The 19,174-nt window shown below is 65.0% G+C and carries 17 protein-coding genes; all 17 read right to left on the reverse strand.

Annotated elements, in window-relative coordinates; all coding sequences use genetic code 11:
• Positions 1–333: 333 nt before the first annotated feature.
• Positions 334–1,524 (reverse strand): right-handed parallel beta-helix repeat-containing protein, encoded by a 1,191-nt coding sequence (locus tag CXY70_RS17425; RefSeq protein WP_158250857.1) that lies wholly within the window; start codon positions 1,522–1,524, stop codon positions 334–336.
• A 407-nt stretch (positions 1,525–1,931) separates the two neighbouring features.
• A complete protein-coding gene (gene der, locus CXY70_RS00290; RefSeq protein WP_104190421.1) occupies positions 1,932–3,443 on the reverse strand; it encodes a ribosome biogenesis GTPase Der in 1,512 nt (503 codons plus the stop codon).
• Positions 3,436–4,128, reverse strand: coding sequence for a (d)CMP kinase (cmk, locus tag CXY70_RS00295; protein ID WP_104190422.1), 693 nt, complete (start codon positions 4,126–4,128; stop codon positions 3,436–3,438). Before cmk ends, der begins: the two co-directional genes overlap by 8 nt.
• Before the next feature lie 5 nt (positions 4,129–4,133).
• Positions 4,134–5,216, reverse strand: coding sequence for a prephenate dehydrogenase (locus tag CXY70_RS00300; protein WP_104190423.1), 1,083 nt, complete (start codon positions 5,214–5,216; stop codon positions 4,134–4,136).
• A gap of 24 nt (positions 5,217–5,240) precedes the next feature.
• Entirely contained in the window at positions 5,241–5,990 is a 750-nt protein-coding gene (locus CXY70_RS00305) for a pseudouridine synthase (protein WP_233205644.1), read from the reverse strand.
• An 86-nt stretch (positions 5,991–6,076) separates the two neighbouring features.
• Positions 6,077–6,694: an SMC-Scp complex subunit ScpB gene (locus tag CXY70_RS00310; RefSeq protein ID WP_104190425.1), complete on the reverse strand. Its 618-nt coding sequence runs from the start codon at positions 6,692–6,694 to the stop codon at positions 6,077–6,079.
• Between the two features lie 31 nt (positions 6,695–6,725).
• Positions 6,726–7,556 (reverse strand): ScpA family protein, encoded by an 831-nt coding sequence (locus CXY70_RS00315; RefSeq protein WP_104190426.1) that lies wholly within the window; start codon positions 7,554–7,556, stop codon positions 6,726–6,728.
• Positions 7,540–8,457: a ParA family protein gene (locus CXY70_RS00320; protein ID WP_104190427.1), complete on the reverse strand. Its 918-nt coding sequence runs from the start codon at positions 8,455–8,457 to the stop codon at positions 7,540–7,542. The genes CXY70_RS00315 and CXY70_RS00320 overlap by 17 nt, the downstream gene beginning before the upstream one ends.
• Before the next feature lie 71 nt (positions 8,458–8,528).
• On the reverse strand, positions 8,529–9,464 hold the full coding sequence (xerD, locus tag CXY70_RS00325; protein ID WP_104190428.1) for a site-specific tyrosine recombinase XerD: 936 nt from the start codon (positions 9,462–9,464) through the stop codon (positions 8,529–8,531).
• 2 nt (positions 9,465–9,466) lie between these two features.
• On the reverse strand, positions 9,467–10,117 hold the full coding sequence (locus tag CXY70_RS00330) for an NUDIX hydrolase (protein WP_104190429.1): 651 nt from the start codon (positions 10,115–10,117) through the stop codon (positions 9,467–9,469).
• The gene (locus CXY70_RS00335) at positions 10,110–11,807 is read right to left on the reverse strand and encodes a CTP synthase (RefSeq protein WP_233205642.1); all 1,698 of its coding nucleotides are present in this window, start codon (positions 11,805–11,807) and stop codon (positions 10,110–10,112) included. Before CXY70_RS00335 ends, CXY70_RS00330 begins: the two co-directional genes overlap by 8 nt.
• A 33-nt stretch (positions 11,808–11,840) precedes the next feature.
• Positions 11,841–13,553: a DNA repair protein RecN gene (gene recN, locus CXY70_RS00340; RefSeq protein ID WP_104190430.1), complete on the reverse strand. Its 1,713-nt coding sequence runs from the start codon at positions 13,551–13,553 to the stop codon at positions 11,841–11,843.
• The gene (locus CXY70_RS00345; RefSeq protein ID WP_104190431.1) at positions 13,550–14,470 is read right to left on the reverse strand and encodes an NAD kinase; all 921 of its coding nucleotides are present in this window, start codon (positions 14,468–14,470) and stop codon (positions 13,550–13,552) included. The genes recN and CXY70_RS00345 overlap by 4 nt, the downstream gene beginning before the upstream one ends.
• Before the next feature lie 4 nt (positions 14,471–14,474).
• The gene (locus CXY70_RS00350) at positions 14,475–15,275 is read right to left on the reverse strand and encodes a TlyA family RNA methyltransferase (protein ID WP_104190434.1); all 801 of its coding nucleotides are present in this window, start codon (positions 15,273–15,275) and stop codon (positions 14,475–14,477) included.
• A gap of 101 nt (positions 15,276–15,376) precedes the next feature.
• Positions 15,377–15,547, reverse strand: coding sequence for a hypothetical protein (locus tag CXY70_RS17645; RefSeq protein ID WP_158250858.1), 171 nt, complete (start codon positions 15,545–15,547; stop codon positions 15,377–15,379).
• Between the two features lie 10 nt (positions 15,548–15,557).
• Positions 15,558–16,586: an HAD-IIA family hydrolase gene (locus CXY70_RS00355; RefSeq protein ID WP_104190432.1), complete on the reverse strand. Its 1,029-nt coding sequence runs from the start codon at positions 16,584–16,586 to the stop codon at positions 15,558–15,560.
• Positions 16,564–17,589: a hypothetical protein gene (locus tag CXY70_RS00360; RefSeq protein WP_233205643.1), complete on the reverse strand. Its 1,026-nt coding sequence runs from the start codon at positions 17,587–17,589 to the stop codon at positions 16,564–16,566. The genes CXY70_RS00355 and CXY70_RS00360 overlap by 23 nt, the downstream gene beginning before the upstream one ends.
• Between the last annotated feature and the right edge of the window lie 1,585 nt (positions 17,590–19,174).

The raw sequence follows: 19,174 nt of genomic DNA on the forward strand, positions 1-19,174 counted from the left end.
CACGGAGATGGGCGAAGCGAAAACAGTGGGGGAGGTCATGGTTCACATTTCGTCTAGAGCACAGATTCGGGAGGGTGCGGGGGCTGGAGGAAGCCGCGACAACAAAGATGACTATTGCCCACTATGGGTATTGTTACAACCGAACTCGGGTCTTTCTCAGGTTCACCCCTCGTTCAGGGGCAGACAATGCGCACGAAATAGGCGCAAAAAAGCGGCCGGACCTGCGATAACAGGCCCGACCGCATCCCACGAACAAATTTCGAGTTTAAGCATTACAAACGCAGTAGCTGGTTTACGACCGTCAAGGATCCATCGCCAGTACAGCGATGAGGACTACCCCTTTTTGATCGTTACGAGAGTGTCGTCGGGTACGTAGTAGTTGTTCGCGAAGTCAATCTTCGTGGTCGTCGGGGCTATCACTGCGCAGTTGGCCAGGCGAGAATCACGACCGAAACCGTTGTCGGTAATGGTTGCTCCCATGATCGGGCCGTAGGACTTTTCCGCGATGTTCACGGTGCAGGCCCCACCATTGGCGAAGTTGTCGCTAAAAGTGAAGTTAGAGACCGGTCCCCGGTCCTGCGTGATCTGCACGGCAGCGCTGTGTGAATCAGTGAGTCGGTTGCCGGTAACGGTCACGTTGTTTCCAGCTTGAATCTGGATGCCATCGTCATGACTGGGCGAACCGCCCTGATTGGGGTCATTGCGATAGTGCATGTGGTCGTGGATCCAGGAGTCCTGCAGGCTCACATTGCTTCCCGTGATGTGAATTCCATCGATGACGTTATTGATGTCCAGACGCGTTGCCGTGAAGTTATAGCCATAGATTCCATTGGCGTCGGGCGAAGCGGTGCTCGGAGATAGCTCGGTGTCGGTAACGACCAGGTTCCGGTGTCCGCCGAGGTTATTGATGAGCGCTCCTGGACCGTTCATGGTGCGACCCCGAATGATGGAATTCTTGATGGTCACATCGGGGGCGCTGATCTTGATCAGGCCGCGAACATCGAGGCCACTCAGCACGGTGCCCGGCTTGGTTACGTTGATGTCACCGTTGTGCACGGTCAAAGCAGTTCCAGAGGGAACTCCCGTGTTGGAGGCACCGGGCGTCCCGCTCGTCACTGGAGCGGGAGCCGGAGCGGGAGCCGGTGTCGGAGTTGGGATAGGTGTGGGCTCCGGAGTCGGCGCCGGCGTTGGAGTTGGCGCGGGCGCCGGGGTCGGCGCAGGCTCCGGACTGCTTTCGGTGCGCTCAAAACCGACAACCGAAAGGTTGAGCTTGACATCCGCGTCGCTGCTGACGGCGGTGACCGTGCCGTCCATCTCGGGAGTCACTGGAACCGTTATGGTCTTGGTTGGGCTGGTCCCAGCCGGCGCGGTGAACGAGTATGATTTCGAGCCCTCCGGACCAACTGCAAGCTTTACTTGGGTTCGGGACTCGACCTCGGAGGTGAAGAACTTCACATCGACGGATTTCAGGCCGGACGGCACGCTGCCCAAGTCGCGGGTGACTCTTTCGCGCTCGGGAATCACGATAGAGGCGGTCAGGGCCTCGCCGCTCGTGGCATCAGCTTGAGCTGGAGTGACGGCGAGACCGGAGAGTGCGACGACGGAAACTGCCAGAACCGAAAGAACGGCCTTCTGTGGTTCCGTGCGCCTGAAGCCAGTTCGGGTGGTGCCAGTTGGAAATTGATTTGAAAGGGGTGTGCGGGTATTTCTCAATGCCATTAGTTAGTTACGTATATTCTTTGTCGCGCACCAGTCCGGGAACGTGCGGGTGATCGGCCGTAGGGGGCCACAATGTACCTAATGAGCATTGCCCACTTAGGGTGCGCACGCAAATCGAGTGACCTCATTTTCCCTACTGCGACGAGCACTCGGCAACCAAAAAAGGCGGCCGGACCTGCGCTAACAGGACCGGCCGCTTGGAGTCTGCGAATCTAGCGTTTGCGCTTCTCGCGTACGCGCATGCTGAGGTTGATCGGGCTGCCTTCGAAGCCGTAGATCTCGCGAAGGCGTCGCTGGATGTAGCGGCGGTAGCCCGGGTCGAGGAATCCGGTGGTAAACACCACAAACGTCGGCGGGCGGCTCGAGGCCTGGGTGCCGAACAGGATGCGCGGCTGCTTGCCGCTGCGCACGGGGTGCGGGTGGGCGGCAGCGAGCTCGGCCAGGAAGGCGTTGAACTTGCCGGTGGCGATGCGCGTGTCCCACGATTCGAGCGCGAGCTCAAGCGCCGGAACCAGCTTTTCCATGTGACGACCGGTTTTGGCCGAGATGTTCACGCGCGGGGCCCAGGCTACGTGGGCGAGGTCTTGCTCGATCTCGCGTTCCAGGTAGCGACGGCGGTCGTCGTCGATCTGGTCCCACTTGTTGAAGGCGAGCACGAGGGCGCGGCCCGACTCAATGACAAGATCGATGACGCGAATATCCTGCTCGCTGATGACCTCGGTCACGTCGAGCAGTACAACGGCAACCTCGGCCTTTTCAAGAGCGGCGCTGGTGCGCAGGGAGGCGTAGAAGTCGGCGCCCTGCGAGAGGTGCACACGACGGCGAATGCCGGCGGTGTCGACGAAACGCCAGACCTTACCGCCAAGTTCAACCTGCTCGTCAACCGGGTCGCGGGTCGTGCCGGCAAGCTCGTTGACGACGACGCGCTCCTCCCCCACGACCTTGTTGAGCAGGCTGGACTTGCCGACGTTCGGGCGTCCGAGGATGGCCACGCGACGCGGGCCACCGACCTCCTGCTTGGCGACGTTGGAGATTTCGGGCAGCACGAGCAGAATCGCGTCGAGCAGGTCGGCAACACCACGCCCGTGCAGGGCGGAGACCGGCCACGGCTGGCCGAGGCCGAGCGACCACAGGCTGGCCGCTTCGGGTTCCTGGCGCACGTCGTCGACCTTGTTGGCGATCAAAAAGACCGGCTTGCCACTCTTGCGCAGCATGCGCACGACGGCCTCGTCGGTCGAAGTCGGGCCCACGTTGGAATCGACGACGAACATGACCAGGTCGGACAGGTCGATGGCGATCTCGGCCTGGGCGGCGACGGAGGCGTCGATGCCCTTGGCGTCTGGCTCCCAACCACCGGTGTCGACGAGGCTGAACTTGCGCTCGTGCCATTCGCCCTTGTACGCGACGCGGTCACGCGTCACACCGGGGGTGTCCTCGACGACAGCCTCGCGGCGGCCGAGTATGCGGTTGACCAGCGCCGACTTGCCCACGTTCGGGCGACCGACAATGGCGATCACCGGAACGGCAGGCAGGTATTGGATCGCGTCAGGGTCGTCGGTGACGGCCTGGAGTACGTCGAGGTCTTCCTCGTCGAGGTCATAGTTGTCGAGGTCCGTGCGCAGCGCGGCGGAACGCCGGGTGGCGAGTTCCTCATCGAGGTTGGCGAGTCGTTCGGCCAGCTCAATGTCGAGCGCTGTGCTCGTGTCGTCGTATTCGTTACTCATTCAAAGCCTGCTTCATGCGTGTGTGGTAGACGTCGATGACCGCTTCAATGGTCTGCTCGAAGTCGAGATGGGTGGAGTCGACGGTTATGACACCGTCTGCAGCGCTCATGAAATCGACAACCTGTGAGTCAGCGCGATCGCGTGATCGCAGCTGTTCTGCCACGGTTTCAGCCGATTGGGTCGTTATTTCCGCAGAGCGTCTAGTCATTCTAGCCTCCTCGGATGCCGTGAGTAGAATGCGCACCTCCGCCTCCGGGGCGACGATCGTCGTGATGTCGCGTCCTTCGATGATGACGCCGGGCCGATCCACGTTCTCGGCGATGCTCCGAAACAACTCGGTGAGCGCCTCGCGTACCGCGGGAACGCGGGCGACGGCACTGACCGCGGCGCTGACCTCCGGCGAGCGGATGGCGTCGGTCACATCGGTCTGGCCCACCGTGACGAAGTATTCGTCTGGGTCGGTACCGATCGCGTAGTCGAAGTCTTTGAGGAGCGCGGTGATGGCATCCGCTTGGGTGTTGTCGGTGTTGCGTGTGAGCGCCAGCCAGGCCAGCGCGCGGTAGGCTGCGCCGGTGTCGAGGTAGGCGAAGCCGAGGCGGCGTGCGGCTGCACGGCTCACGCTCGATTTGCCGCTGCCGGCCGGCCCATCGATGGCGACGCGGGTGGGGAGAATGTGACGTGCCATGTAGGTTAACCAGCAATCCGCCAGCCGCGCGCGGCCAGCTCTTCGGTGAGGCGAGCAACGACGCCGGGCAGTACAGAGATTTCGGCGAGACCGATCTGGGCCCCCGGCGAGTGTTCCAAGCGTAAGTCTTCGAGGTTAACATCGAGCTCTCCGATGTCGTTGAGCAGGCGGGCGATCTGGCCGGGCTGGTCGTTGACCATGACGACCATCGAGGAGAACCGGCGGTCCTGCCCGTGTTTGCCGGGCAAACGGGCCACCCCGGCGTTTCCACCGGCGAGTTCTTCGGCGACCTGGCGCTGCGCTCCGGGCGCGGCCGGATCTTCCAGGGCGTCGATGAAGCGGTCAAGGTCGTCGCGATAGGCCAGGAGCACATCGCGCACCGGGGCGGCGTTAGCGCTGAGAATTTGCACCCACAGGTCGGGGTCGCTCGCGGCGACTCGGGTCACGTCGCGCAGGCCCTGACCGGCGAGGTTGAGCGAAGAATGTGCTGCTCCGGTCAGGCGGCGGGCCATCAGGCTGGAGATGACCTGCGGCACGTGCGAAACCAGCGCAACGCCGAGGTCGTGCTCTTCCGGCGTCATCTCGACCAGGATCGCGCCGAGGTCGAGGATGAGGTCGTCGATCGCGCCGGCCTGCTGATAACTGATCGCGTCGTGAGCGGCCACGACCCACGGGCGGCCGATGAACAGATCAGCACGGCCGGATAGCGGGCCACCCTTCTCCCGACCGGCAAGCGGATGCGACCCGATATAGCGGCTGATATCGGCTCCGCGCTCGCGCAGCTCGGCGAGGGGCGCGAGTTTGACGCTCGCGACATCCGTCACGATCGCGCCCGGGTAAGCCTCGAGCTCGCGGGCGACGATCTCGGCGGTGACATCGGGGGGCACGCACACTACGATCAGCTGCGGTTGGTCGCCCGGCTGCGCGGCGCGGCCGGCGCCATAGTCGATGGCAATGCGCAGGTTGGTCGGGGACGCGTCGGCAAGGATCGTCTCGATTTTGCGACCCCGCAGGCCGAGACCCACGCTGGTTCCGAGCAGGCCGACGCCGACGATGCGCACCGGGCCGACGAGGCGGCTTTCAGCCATGGTTGTGTCCTACCGTCGTTGTCGTTAGTTCGCGTCAGGGCGCGCGCTCGGCGCCTGGCGCGACACGGTGAGCAGTTGGCCGAGTTCTTCGCGGGTGAGTTCGCGCACGGCGCCCTGCTGCAGGGTACCGAGGTTCAACGGTCCGAACTGGCGACGCACGAGGTCAACGACGGGGTGACCGACCGCGTCGAGCATCCGTCGCACGATGCGGTTTCGGCCGGAGTGCAGGGTGAGCTCGACCATGCTGTGCCCACCGCCGGGAGGGCTCGTGAGGATGCGGGCCTTGTCGGCATGGATGGGGCCGTCGTCGAGCTCGATGCCGCTTTGCAGCTGACCGATAGTCTGCGGCGAGACACGACCCTCCACCTTGGCGATATAAGTCTTGGAGACGCCGAAGGAGGGGTGCGCGAGCACGTGCGCGAGGTCACCGTCGTTGGTGAGAATGAGCAGGCCGCTGGTCTGGGCGTCGAGCCGGCCCACGTTGAACAACCGTTCGTCGAACTGGTCGGTGAATTCGCGCAGGTCGGGGCGGCCACCCTCGTCTTGCATCGAGGAGACGACGCCGACCGGCTTGTTGAGCATGAGGTAGCGACGGGTCGTGTCGAGCTGCACGGCCACGTTATCGACGGCAACCTGATCGGTTTCCGGATGCACACGGCGGCCGAGCTCGGTAACGACCTTGCCGTTCACGCGCACGCGGCCGGAGGTGATCAGGTCTTCCGAGACGCGGCGGCTGGCGACTCCGGCCGAGGCGAGCACCTTCTGCAGCCGCACACCGTCGGCTGCAGCCTCTGGATTGAAGTTGGGGTCGCGGGGCGCACTGTCATTGGTCGGATTGGCGCTGGGCGTGTTGTCCTGGGTCAAAGTAAATCCTCGAATCCGTCGGTGCCGCCGTCGAGTAACGGCGATAGGTGGGGTAACTCGTCGAGCGAGTTGATTCCGAGCTGGGTGAGCAGCAAGTCTGTGGTGGCGTAGTTGATCGCGCCGGTTTCACTGTCGGTGAAGGCTTCGGTGATGAGGCCGCGACCGAGCAGGGTGCGCACGACGGAGTCGACACTGACGGCGCGAATGCTCGCGACCTGCCCACGACTGATCGGTTGCTTGTAGGCAATCACGGCGAGGGTTTCGAGCGCCGCCTGGCTGAGCCGGCTGGGATTCTCGGTCAGCACGAAGTCGGTCACGAGTTCGTCGTGCGTGGCGCGCACGTAGATGCGCCAGCCGCCGGCGACCTCGCGCAGTTCAAAACCGCGGCGCACCGTTGACGTACCGTCCGGTGCCGTAACGCCATCGAAATCGGCGACCAGCCGGGCCACGGCTAGCGCCACCTCCGTGATCGGCCGCCCCACGGCGGTTGAGAGGTGCACGAGGCCCTGCGGCTCATCGGCGATCATGAAGACGGCTTCGAGTTGGCGGTCGAGGATGTGGAATTCGTGCGAAACAGATGCTGCGGCATCCGTTTGCCCGGTACGCGACCGCATATCGGTGGCCTGCTGTGCGTTATTTCTGAATTCAGTTGTCATAGTCAGCTCCGAGCGAAGCGAGATTGTCGTCTGACCACTCGCGCCCGTCGAGCGACCGGCTGCTCCAGCGCAGCATGAGCTCGCCGAGGGGCTCAATTTGGTCAAAAGAAAGGGCACCGTGGCGATACAGCTCGAGCACCGCGAGAAAGCGGGCGATGATGACACCCTTCAGGTCAACGCCGGCGATGAGCGCCCGGAACGAGACCGGCTCCCCCGGCTGGAGCATGGCGACGACGTAGGCGGCCTGCTCGCGGATACTGACCAGCGGCGCGTGCAGGTGCTCGACGCCCACAACGGGCAGCTCGCGCGGTGCGAGGGCCAGGGCCAGGGCGGCCAGCGCAGCAAAGTCGGCGAGCGAGAGCGTCCAGACCAGCTCTGGCGTCTTCTGACGGTATTTCTCCTCGAGCCGCACCGACCGCACGTGGCGGCGGGTCTCGGTGTCGAGTTGGCCGGTGAACCAGGTCGCGGCTTCTTTGAAGGCGCGGTACTGCAGCAGGCGAGCGAACAACAGGTCCCGCGCTTCGAGCAGGGCCACGTCCTCGGCGTCGACGAGTTCACCCTGAGGCAGCAGACCGGCCACCTTGAGGTCGAGAAGCGTCGCGGCAACGACGAGAAACTCGGTGGCCTGGTCGAGTTCCTCTGCCGCGTCGAGGCCGCGCAGGTAGGAGATGAACTCGTCGGTAACCTGGCTGAGCGAAATCTCGGTGATATCGAGTTCGTGCCGGGTGATGAGTTTCAACAGCAGGTCGAACGGGCCCTCGAAAACGCCGAGAGCGACCGAAAACGCGGGCTTCTCGGCCGCGCTAGGCGACTGCGCCACGGTGGATCAGTTCGCGGGCCACCTGCAGGTAGGCTTTGGCGGCCGCGTGCTCGGGTGCAAAGTCGGTGATGGGTACCCCGGCCACGCTCGCGTCGGGAAATTTCACCGTGCGGCCGATGACGGTCTCCAGCACGCTGTGGCCGAAGGCGTCGACGACGCGCTCGAGCACCTCGCGGGAGTGCAGGGTGCGGGAGTCGTACATGGTGGCGAGAATGCCGTCGAGTTCGATGGCGGGATTGAGCCGGTCGCGCACCTTATCGATGGTCTCGATGAGCAGGGCGACGCCGCGGAGCGCGAAGAATTCGCACTCGAGCGGGATCAGCACGCCGTGGCTGGCGGTGAGCGCGTTCACCGTGAGGATACCGAGCGAGGGCTGGCAGTCGATGAGGACGACGTCGTAGTCGCCCGAGACCTTGCGCAGCACCCGGGCGAGAATCTGCTCGCGGGCGACCTCGTTGACCAGGTGCACCTCGGCCGCGGACAGGTCGATGTTGGCCGGGATGACGTCGAGGCCCTCGACCGAGGTCGACTGGATCGCGTCTTTCGGGTCGACCTTGCCGTCGAGCAGCAGGTCGTAAATGGTGGTGACGTCGTGGGTGGGCACGCCGAGGCCGGCTGAGAGTGCGCCCTGCGGGTCGAAGTCGACGGCGAGCACGCGACGGCCGTAACTGGCCAGGGCTGCGCCGAGGTTGATGGTCGTCGTGGTCTTACCGACGCCACCTTTTTGGTTGCAGAGGGAGATGATGCGGGCGGGACCGTGGCTTTTCAGCGGCTCCGGTTCGGCGAATTCGTGTTTTTCACGTCCCGTCGGACCTACCGGAGCGTCGTCGAAACCGGGTAGCGAAATTCGCTCGCTCAACTTACGCGTCACTGGCCCGTCCTTGATTTGTCCTGCACCCATCACTTGGTCGATTGTAGCGAGTGGAACGGCTGGTCGCCGCAAGGATCGCCGCGCGGGCCGGTCTCGGGTGGTCAGCGCGCCCGCGGATGAGCGGTCGTGTACATGTCACGAAGGGTGTCGACGGTCACGAGGGTGTAGATCTGAGTGGTGGCGACCGAGGAATGCCCGAGAAGTTCCTGAACGACGCGCACATCGGCGCCACCGGCGAGCAGGTGCGTCGCAAAGGAGTGGCGGAGGGTGTGCGGCGACACGGGCACGGAAAGCCCAGCACGCTCAGCGGCAGCACGAATGATCAGCCATGCGTTCTGCCGACTCACCCGCTGTCCGCGCAGGCCGAGGAAGAGCGCCGGTGTCGCGCGTCCGCGCGCCGACAGCATCGGCCGGGCGCGCACGAGGTATTCCGACACGGCTGCGCGAGCAAAACTGCCGACCGGCACGATGCGCTGTTTATCCCCCTTTCCGGTGAGTCGCACCGAGTCAAACACCTCCACGAGCACATCATCGACATTGAGGTTGACCACCTCGCTCACCCGCGCTCCAGTCGCGTAGAGCAGTTCGAGCAGGGCCTTATCGCGCAGCCGCTGAACGTCATCGCCGTCGGTCGCCGCCAGCAGCGCACTGACCTGTTCGATTGAGATCGCTTTGGGCAGGCGCAGCGCGAGTTTGGGCGGTTTGGTGTCGTGCGCCACATCGGCTTCGACGACGCCCTCATCGAGCAGAAACCGGTGGAATCCGCGCACGGTCGAGAGAACGCGGGCGATGGACGCCGCCGTCAACGGGGCTTCCGAGCGCAGGCCGAGGTGCTGCACAAACGACGAGATGTGCCGCCGAGTGATCAACCGCAGGTCGGTGATCGGCCGGAGTGGGTCGACAGGAGAATCAACCGCCAGCCACGCCGTGTACAGCCCGAGATCGCGGCGGTAGGCGGCGACGGTGTTCACGGCGAGGCCGCGTTCGATCGCCACGTGCCGCAGGTAGGAGTCCACCGCCGACTCGACGGTCGTCATGCTCAGGCCGTGATGTGCAGGCCGCGCGACTGACTGCTGCGCGGATGCCGCGGCCACGGTGAATCCGCGGGTGCAAGCGTGCTCCAGCCGCGTGAACGAGCCACCTGGGCGGCCAGAATGCCCACGATCAGAATCGGGTTGGAAACGCGCCTGGCCATCACGGCGTCGACGCACTCGTCGAGCGATACCCAGCGCGGTTCGATATCGGCTTCTTCGTGGGTGCGATCGAACGCGGCGATCGCCGAGACGCCCCGCGCGAGATAGACCCGAATGGCTTCGTTACTGCCGCCCGGCGAGGTATAGAACTCGGTCAGCAGCGCCCACTCGGTGGCGACGACATCCGCTTCTTCAGCCAGTTCGCGCTGGGCGCCGACGACGGCATTCTCACCGGCAATGTCAAGCAGCCCGGCCGGCAGTTCCCAGCCGCGCAAACCGGTCGGCTGCCGGTACTGCTTGATCACGAGCACGCGGTCCTGCTCGTCGAGGGCCAGCACAGCGACCGCGCCGGGGTGGTCGATGTACTCGCGGGTGATGCTCGCTCCGTTGTAGGCAAACGAGTCGCGGCGCACGTTCCAGATGGCGCCGTTATAGGCAACGTCGCTCGCTGTGACATGGACCGGCACAACGTCATCCCGCAGCAGATCTTCAGGCACTGAGCTCTTCCTTCACCTCGAACAAGCGGCTGGCCTCCTGGCGGTCGAGCGCGGCCTTGATCAGACCGCGAAACAGCGGATGCGCGTGGTTCGGCCGTGACCGCAGCTCCGGGTGGGCCTGGGTTCCAACGTAGAACGGGTGCTCGTCGCGCTTGAGCTCCACGTACTCGACCAGGTGGCGGTCGGGGCTGGTGCCGGAGAACCACAGGCCAGCCAGTGCGATCTGGTCGCGGAATGCGTTGTTGACCTCATAGCGGTGGCGGTGGCGTTCGGATGCTTCGTTGGCGCCGTACAGCTCGGCGACAAGAGACCCTTCGGCGAGGGTCGCCGGGTACAGGCCAAGGCGCATGGTTCCGCCGAGGTCTCCACCAGCAATGATCTCGACCTGCTCTTCCATGGTCGCGATGACCGGAAATTCAGTCTCCGGGTCGAATTCGCTCGAGGATGCGCCGGGCAGGTTGGCCTTGTTGCGGGCGTACTCGATGACCATGCACTGCAGGCCGAGGCACAGGCCGAGAACGGGGATGCCGTTTTCCCGGGCAAACTTGAGGGCGCCGAGCTTGCCCTCGATGCCGCGGATTCCAAACCCACCAGGCACGCAGATGCCGTCGAGTTCGCCAAGCAGCCGGGCGGCTCCCTCGTCGGTTTCGCAGTCGTCGGAGCCGATCCAGACAATTTTGACCTTGCTCTGGTTGGCGAATCCGCCGGCTCGCAGCGCCTCGGTGACCGAGAGATAAGCATCCGGCAGGTCGATGTACTTGCCGACCAGGCCGATGGTGACCTCGTGCTTGGGGTGGCGCACGGCTTCGAGCAGGTTCTTCCAGCCGGTCCAGTCGACCGTGTCCGCGGTGAGGCCGAGGGCGGTGACGATGTACTTGTCGAGGCCCTGGTCGTGCAGCATGGTCGGGATCTCGTAGATCGAGGCGACGTCGACGGCGTTGACGACGGCGTCTTCGTCGACGTCGCACATGAGCGCGATTTTGCGCTTGTTCGACTCGGAGACGGGCCGGTCGCTGCGCAAGACGAGGGCGTCGGGCTGGATTCCAATCGAGCGCAGGGTGGCGACGGAGTGCTGGGTGGGTTTGGTCTTCTGCTCGCCGGCTGCGCCGAGGAACGGCACGAGCGAGACGTGCACGAAGAAGACGTTGCCGCGGCCGAGTTCGTGACGCACCTGGCGGGCGGCCTCGAGGAATGGCTGGGATTCGATGTCACCGACGGTGCCGCCGACCTCGGTGATGATGACGTCGGGGCGCACCTCGTCGCTGGCCTGCAGGCGCATGCGACGCTTGATCTCGTCGGTGATGTGGGGAATGACTTGAACGGTGTCGCCGAGGTACTCGCCGCGACGTTCCCTGGCGATGACCTGCGAGTAGATCTGCCCGGTCGTCACGTTGGCCGACTGGCCGAGGTTGATGTCGAGAAAGCGTTCGTAGTGTCCGATGTCGAGGTCGGTTTCGGCGCCGTCGTCGGTGACGAAGACCTCGCCGTGCTGGAACGGGTTCATCGTTCCCGGGTCAACGTTGAGGTAGGGGTCGAGCTTTTGCATGACAACCCGCAGGCCGCGTGCCGTGAGCAGGTTACCGAGGCTGGCCGCCGTCAAGCCCTTACCGAGCGAGGAGACCACACCCCCGGTCACGAAGATGTGCTTGGTCGTGCCGTCTGATCTGTCCGTAAGTATATTTTCCACCACGGGCTTCAATGCTATCACCAGAAAATTTGTCGCTTACTTTTTAGAGATACGAGAGTGGGACTGCGCAAGGTCGAGCAGTTCCCTGGCATGTTCGAGCCCGCTCTTCGAGTCGGGCAGGCCGGAAAGCAGGCGGGCCATTTCAGCGGCACGGTCATCGCCGAGTAGCTGGCGCACGCTCGAGGCGGTGACGGATCCATCGCTGTCTTTGACGACGCTGAGGTGGTTGCCGGCAAAGGCGGCGACCTGGGCGAGATGGGTGACGACGATAACCTGGGCGGTTTCGGCCAGTCGAGCGAGTCTGCGACCGATTTCGATCGCCGCGGCTCCGCCCACACCGGCATCGATCTCGTCGAAGACAAAGGTGGGCACCGGGTCGGTCGCGTTGATGACGACCTCGATGGCGAGCATCACCCGAGACAGTTCGCCGCCGGATGCCCCACGCGCCAGAGCTCTTGGTTCGGCGCCAGCGTGCGGTTGTAAGAGAAGACGCACAAGGTCGATACCAGTGACGGTGAACTCCGGGCCAGCTTCAATTTCTACGAGCAGCACGGCGTCCGGCATCGCCAGCGCACCGAGCTCGGCGGTCACCCGAACACCGAGTTGCACCGCGGCCGCCCGGCGTAAGGCCGTGAGGGCAGCGGCGAGATCGGTGACGAGCTTTCGGTCGGCATCCGCTTCGGCGCTGAGCTGCTCGATGCGGTCAGAGTCAGAATCGAGCTCGAGCAACCGGGCGCTGCCGGAATCGAGGAACCCAATGGCTTCCTCGAGACCACCCGGGTATTTGCGGGCGAGAATGCCAAGCTCGGCCCGCCGCTCCTGCACGATTTCGAGTTCGCGGGCACCATCGGCGTCAAGGCCGGCCAGATAGCTCGAGAGTTCGGCAGCGATGTCGGCAACGACGAAACCAGCGTTGGAGATGGCGGCGACGAGCGGCGGCAGGGCCACGTCGTGGGCGGCGACCCGGTCCAGGGCGCGCCTGGCGGCTTCGAGCAGGGCCACGACGTCCGGCGCGTTATCGGGGTTGTCTTCAGCGGAGACGAGCTGGCGGGCCTGCTCTGCCGCCAGGCGTAGTTCTTCCAGGTTTCCGAGGCGTTCGGCGCGTTCACCCAACTCGGCGTCTTCGCCGGGTTGCGGGGCAACCGTTTCAATCTCGGTCAGCGCCGCGCGCAGTTCGTCGGCCTCGCGGGCTCGCAGGTCTCGTTCCGTGATGAGCCGGTCGAGATCGACCTGGTTGGCCTGCCAGCGGTGGAAGGCATGCTGGTAGTCGCCGAGCACAGCGGCGAGTTCGGGGCCGGCGAAACGGTCGAGGGCATCACGCTGGGCTGCGGCGGAGCGCAGGCGCACCTGGTCGCTCTGGCCGTGCACGACGACGAGGTCGTTGCGCAGGTCCCCGAGCACGCTCGCCGGAGCGCCACGTCCGCCGACCATCGCGCGGCTGCGTCCCTCGCTTGAGACGGATCGTCCGAGGATGAGTTCGGGTCCGTCGAGGTCTCCCCCGGCGTCACGGACCCGGTCGGCGACCGCGCTGGCGGGGTCGATCACCCAGCGCCCCTGGACGAAACTCTGCGGCTGGCCCTGGCGCACGGTTCCGGCATCCGCTCGATCGCCGAGCAGGAGTCCGAGCGCGGTGACCACCATGGTCTTACCGGCGCCGGTTTCTCCCGTCACTGCTGTAAAGCCGGGGCCGAGCGGCAGCGTCGCCTCGGCGATGACGCCGAGGTCGCGAATGAACAGCTCGTCGATCACTCGCGGCCGACCGGGCCGCGCCAGCCGGTGACCGGCAGGTTGAACTTGTTGACCAGACGGTCGGTGAAGGGGCCGATGTGCAGGCGGGCCAATCGCACCGGGACTCCCGAGCGGCGTACTATCACGCGGGCACCGGTCGGCAGGTCCTGGGTTCGGCGACCATCAGCGCAGAGCACGGCACGTGCACCGGTGCGGGAGAGTACCTCGACGGCCAGTGACGAGTCCGGACCGACCACGAGTGGCCTCGCAAACAGCGCGTGCGCGCTGAGCGGAACCAGCAGCAGCGCTTCAACGCCGGGCCAGACAATGGGGCCGCCGGCCGAGAATGAGTACGCGGTCGAGCCGGTCGGGGTGGAGAGTACGACACCGTCGCAGCCAAACGACGAGAGCGGGCGGCCATCAACTTCGACGACAACCTCGATCATGCGTTCGCGACTGGCTTTTTCGACGGTGACCTCGTTCAATGCCCAGGTTTCATAGACAACCTCGTCGACCACCTTGACCCGCACCGACAGGGCGAGTCGTTCTTCGACCTCGTAATCGCCCTTGAGGGCGCGCCGCACGGCCTCGCCGAGGTCGTCCCGCTCGCTCTCGGCGAGAAACCCGACGTGGCCGAGATTGATGCCGAGCAGCGGGGCCGAGCAACCACGCACAAGTTCGGCTGCGCGCAGAATGGTGCCGTCTCCGCCGAGCACGATGACAAGCTCAAGGTCGGCAGTTCGCACCGTATCACCGAGAATTGCGATATGACCATTCAACTCCGGGCAGGCGGCCAGAAGGTCAGCGCGTTCATCGCTGGCGAGCACCGGCACAGTCCCAGAGGCCAGAAGCTGCTTACACACCGTCGAGGCGGCTTCGACAGAGTCAGCCCGGCCGGTATGGGCGACGATAAGAAAGTACCGCGGGGTCTCGCTCACTTCGTCACGCCCCCACCATGGTTTCGATCCGGTCCATCCATTCTGTCGGATTTGTGCCGGTCGTGGCGCTCATCCAGCACAGATACTCGTGATTTCCGGCCGCCCCAATGATGGGCGAGGCGATGACTCCGCAGGTTTTCAGCCCGAGGTCCCAGCCGGCCCAGAGTACACCGGCCACGGAGTCGCTCCGAAGGCCCCTGTCGTGCACGATGCCCTCACGAACACCGCCGCGGCCTACCTCGAACTGCGGTTTGATCAGCAGTACGAAGTCGGCGCCCGGCGCGGCCGTGGCCACGAGGGCCGGCAACACGGTGGTGAGCGAGATGAACGACAGGTCGGCCACCACGAGGTCAGGCCGGGTGTCGATTCCGGATGCCCCGGCGAGGGTTTCCGGGGTCGCATAGCGGATGTTGTACCCCTCGACCAGTTTCAGCCGCGACTCGGTCTTCAGTTGCGCGGCCAGCTGGCCGTGGCCGACATCGGCGGCGATCACCTGGGCGGCACCGCGTTCGAGCAGTACCTGGCTGAAACCGCCGGTACTCGCCCCGGCATCGAGCGCCGTGCGGCCGGTGACGCTGAGGGTGAAGGCGTCGAGCGCGGCGTTGAGTTTGTGGGCGCCCCGGCTGACGTAGTGGTCGGTCGCGGCCACCTCGAGAACGGCGTCCGCTGAGACTTTGGTACTGGCCTTCACGACCGGGACACCGTTCACCGTGACGAGGCCGTCGGCGATGAGTTTGGCGGCGACGGTTCGGGAACGAACCAGTCCGCGGTCGGCCAGGGCGGCGTCGAGGCGTGAGTCGGGCATCCGTTCTGGAAGCCCGTCAAGCGAGTCGGCGTCATTCAGTTCGGAGTCGTGCTCAGGCATGGGTGTGTCTGTTTCATGGTCGTGGGGAGTATCAGCGCCGGTCATGCCCGGCCCGCCGCGTCAATATCAGCGTCTTCGAGTTGTTCGCGCAGCTGCTCGTGCAGCGCTTTGAACGCTTCGGCGCGCATCTCAAGCGGCCGGGCCTCGATGTCGGCCAGCTGCGGCGCGAGATCCACCGATTCTTCTTCGGGTATGACGGGCTCGGGATTCACAGTGTCTAGGCTACTGGGCGAGATACAGTCGCTCCGGAACGTTGAGCCCGTAGATCGCGCGCCCGGATTGGTAGATCGCGGCGCACGCGGCCCGCAGCAGGTTGATGCCGCCGTCGCCCTCCTTGACGATTTGCACGTCGTTACCGTTGACGCGCACGCTCGCGCCACTCACCGTGGCGGTCGAGCCGTCCTTAGAGAACACCGTCTCCGGGTACGGCTCGTGCAACTGTTGTAAATTTTCAATGATGAACGTCGGCCGAGAGTCTTTGTCGGCGGCGAGGGCCTGCTTGGCCCGGTCGATGCCGGTGAGCACGAGCACGGCCGGGATTCCCGCCCGATTGGCGCCCAGAATATCGGTGTCCAGTCGGTCACCAATAAACAGCGCATTCTGCGCGCTGAAGCGCCGCGTGGCCTCTAGAAAAATGGCCGCTTCGGGTTTACCAGCTACGACTGGAAGTCGACCAACGGCGGCGTGCACGGCGGAGACGAGCGTGCCGTTGCCGGGGGCGATACCGCGAGCGACCGGAATGGTCCAGTCGGTGTTGGTGGCGATCCACGGAATACCTATGCCCACTCCGTCGGCGTTGAGCGCGAACGCAGCCTCGGCGAGGTGTACCCAGCCGAGCTCTGGCGCGAAGCCCTGAATCACGGCGGCGGGCTTGTCGTCGGCCGAGCGGGTCACGACGAATCCGGCCTTGAGGACCTCGTCGACGAGCCCATCACCACCAACGACGAGGATGCTCGCGCCGGGTTCCACCTGCTCTGCCAGTAGCCGCACGGCCGCCTGGGGCGAGGTGACAACATCCGCTGCCGCGACGCTCAACCCGAGCTGGGTGAGGTGGTCGGCGACCGACTGGTCGGTGCGGGAAGCGTTGTTGGTGATGTAGCCCACTCGGATGGTCTCCGCGGCACGGTTCAGGCTCTCGACGGCGAAGGGAATCGCCGCTGGGCCAGCATAAACCACACCGTCAAGGTCTGCCAGAAGTACGTCTACACCGGCCAGCGGCGTCGCTGACTCAGGCTTTCGGCGATGTAGCATCCGGCTCCGTTTCGTCGTCTTGCGAAGCGGATGCCACGGTGTCGGCCTCAGCGTCGGTCACGTTGATCTCAACGCCATTTTCGGCGCCGGCCTCGGAGCCCGCGTCTTTGGCGTCGATAGTTTCGGTGACGATGCCATCAGCATCGTCGTCATCCCCGGCGTCAGCGGCGAAGTACGCGAGGGCAGCATCGTCATCCTCTTCCATTTCTTCGATTTCAATGGTTTCGTCATCGTCACCGGAAGCCCCGAATGCAGCATCGGCTCGCGAAGCGCGTTCGAGCCATTCGTCGGCTTCGCTCTCCCGGCCGAGTTCGGTCAACACCTCCGCGTAGGCGGCGAACAGTTCGGGGCTGTAAGAGAAGGCCGTATTGGGGTTGAGCTGCGGAATTTCAAGCTCGACGAGTGCGGCATCTGTTTCGCCGAGGTCGAGGCGTGCACCAGACATGGCAATGGCCAGGCCCACCTGGACGGATGGGGACAGTGTGGCGCGATCGACCGAACGACCAAGCTCGAGGGCGCGGTCGGGGCGGCCAACGCCGCGTTCGCTGTCGACCATAAGGGGGAGCTGATCATTGGAGCCGGAGATGCGACGGTAGGTGCGCAATTCGCGCAGGGCCAGAGCGAAATCACCCGTGGCATACGCGGTGATCGCAAGGCTTTCGCGCACCACACCGATGCGGCCAGCCCGGCGGGCAGCGCTCATCACGTGTAGGTGGGCGAGCTGGGGGTTCTCGTCGATGACACGGGCAGCCATGGCCAGGTGGCGCCCGACGGTCTCGGCGTTTTCCTTGGTCAGGGTCTTGAGCTCGTTGCGGGCAATGCGGTCCAGGTCGTTAGCCGAAATGTCGTCGGGAAGTTCCGGGTCATCGTGGCGCGGGCGCACCGAACGCAGCTCACGCTGCATGCGCTGCTCCTCGGTCATCTCCTCCTCGACGACACGGGCATCGCGGTCGTTACGGGCCGGGGCGCCGTCGCGGGTCCACAGTTTCTTGCCGGCATCCACTCGTGGGGCGCCAGCGCGGTTCGGCGAACCGCCGCGCTGGGTCCACGGCTTGCTGTCGTTGGCCGAGCGCGGCCGATCGCTGTTGGACCGGTCAGGGCTGGGCCGATCGCTGCGCTCAGGGCGTGCGCCATCCCTGGCCCATGGCTTGCGGTCCCCGTCCTGCGCGGGCCGGTCGGAGTTGCCACGATACGGCGGACGCTCCCCCTGCGACGGACGATCAGAGTTGCCCCGGTACGGCGCTCGGTCGTTACCGGTGGAAGGCCGGTCGGAGTTACCCCGGTACGGGGGACGCTCACCCTGGGCCGGACGATCCGAGTTGCCACGGTAGGGGGGACGCTCACCCTGAGCCGGACGATCCGAGTTACCCCGGTACGGAGCGCGGTCATTACCGCCGGACGGGCGGTCCGAGTTGCCACGGTAGGGCGGACGCTCACCCTGAGCCGGACGATCCGAGTTACCCCGGTAGGGCGGACGCTCACCCTGGGCCGGACGATCCGAGTTGCCACGGTACGGGGCACGGTCATTACCGCCGGACGGGCGGTCCGAGTTGCCACGGTATGGGGGACGCTCACCCTGAGCCGGACGATCCGAGTTGCCACGGTAGGGGGGACGCTCACCCTGAGCCGGACGATCCGAGTTACCCCGGTACGGGGGACGCTCACCCTGAGCCGGACGATCCGAGTTACCCCGGTACGGGGCACGGTCATTACCGCCAGACGGACGCTCCGAGTTACCACGGTATGGGGGACGCTCACCCTGGGCAGGGCGGTCGGAGTTGCCACGGTAGGGGGGACGCTCACCCTGAGCCGGACGATCCGAGTTACCCCGGTAAGGCGGGCGCTCACCCTGAGCCGGACGATCCGAAGTGCCCCGGTACGGAGCACGGTCGTTGCCACCGTACGCAGGCCGGTCGGAGTTGCCCCGGTATGGAGGACGTTCGCTTCCCTGGGAGGGTCGGTCGCTGTTACCGCGATAGGGAGGCCGTTCGCCATCGCGCTGCGGACGGTCGGAGTTGCTGCGATATGGCGGCTTGGCGCCATCGCGACCGCCGGAAGGTCGCCCGTTCGAGGGTCGGCCGCTCTGGTTCGAACGACGGTCATCCTGACCGTTGTTACGGGAATCGCCGTCGCGGGGTCCTGAAGGGCTCACTGTATCTCCTGTGTAATTAGTCCGGCATTTCGACAGACGTTCTAAGCCTAACCTCTCACGCAAATTGGCGCTCCGTGCCCACACAAAGTGGATGCCGCTTCGGCATAAGTCACGTGGGTGGGGCGTCGGGATATTCGCGGGGTGTCGAGTTTTCGGGGTGTTTTGGGGGTCTCCGCACGTTTTTCGCGGAGGCCCCCAAAACACCCCGAATGTTTGAGTTGAGGAGCGAGTGTCCCGTCGCCCCGCCAAAGTTCAGTTCCTGGTCTCGGCCATCCCGAAAACGCGCCTTAACGCAGGAAAGCCGCCCCCTGCGGGATGGGTCGGGTTAACGCACAACGGCCACCCGAAGGTGGCCGTTAACGCAGGAAAGCCATCCCGTGAGGGATGGCTTTCCTGGTGTTTCTAAGTTAAGTCCGGCGGTGTCCTACTCTCCCAC

This window comes from Cryobacterium sp. Y82, from assembly GCF_002929495.1.
GTDB lineage: Bacteria > Actinomycetota > Actinomycetes > Actinomycetales > Microbacteriaceae > Cryobacterium > Cryobacterium serini.